Origin of the sequence: Planctopirus hydrillae (assembly GCF_001707835.1) — a bacterium.
GTDB lineage: Bacteria > Planctomycetota > Planctomycetia > Planctomycetales > Planctomycetaceae > Planctopirus > Planctopirus hydrillae.
On the sequence record NZ_LYDR01000142.1, the window covers coordinates 1 to 379 of the forward strand.

General features: G+C 34.0%; 1 protein-coding gene. It reads left to right on the forward strand.

Annotated features, from left to right (window positions below; translation table 11 throughout):
- Positions 1 to 146: 146 nt before the first annotated feature.
- The coding region (locus tag A6X21_RS25920) for a HupE/UreJ family protein (protein WP_165603835.1) at positions 147 to 379 on the forward strand (233 nt) is incomplete at its 3' end.

Sequence of the window (379 nt, forward strand, 5' to 3'; positions counted from 1 at the left end):
ATGGGCTTCCAACTCGAAAGAACACAGAACCAAGAATAGTTGAATTACAAGCATTAATAGGGGGTGTTTTTTTAATATTGTGCGAATAATGCGTTAATATTACAACAAAATTTTAAAACCTATAGTAAATAAATCACCTTATTCTTATGAACCAATTTCAATTGTATTTTAATCTGGGTATCCAGCATATTTTGGATTTAAAAGGTTTTGATCATATTCTTTTTGTTTTGGCATTGGCAGTTGTTTACATGATGAAAGACTGGGGGAGAATCCTTGTGTTGGTTACGGCCTTTACTATAGGGCACTCCTTGACATTGGCACTTGCGACACTGAATGTGATTCGTATAAATACAGATTTAGTGGAGTTTTTGATACCGGT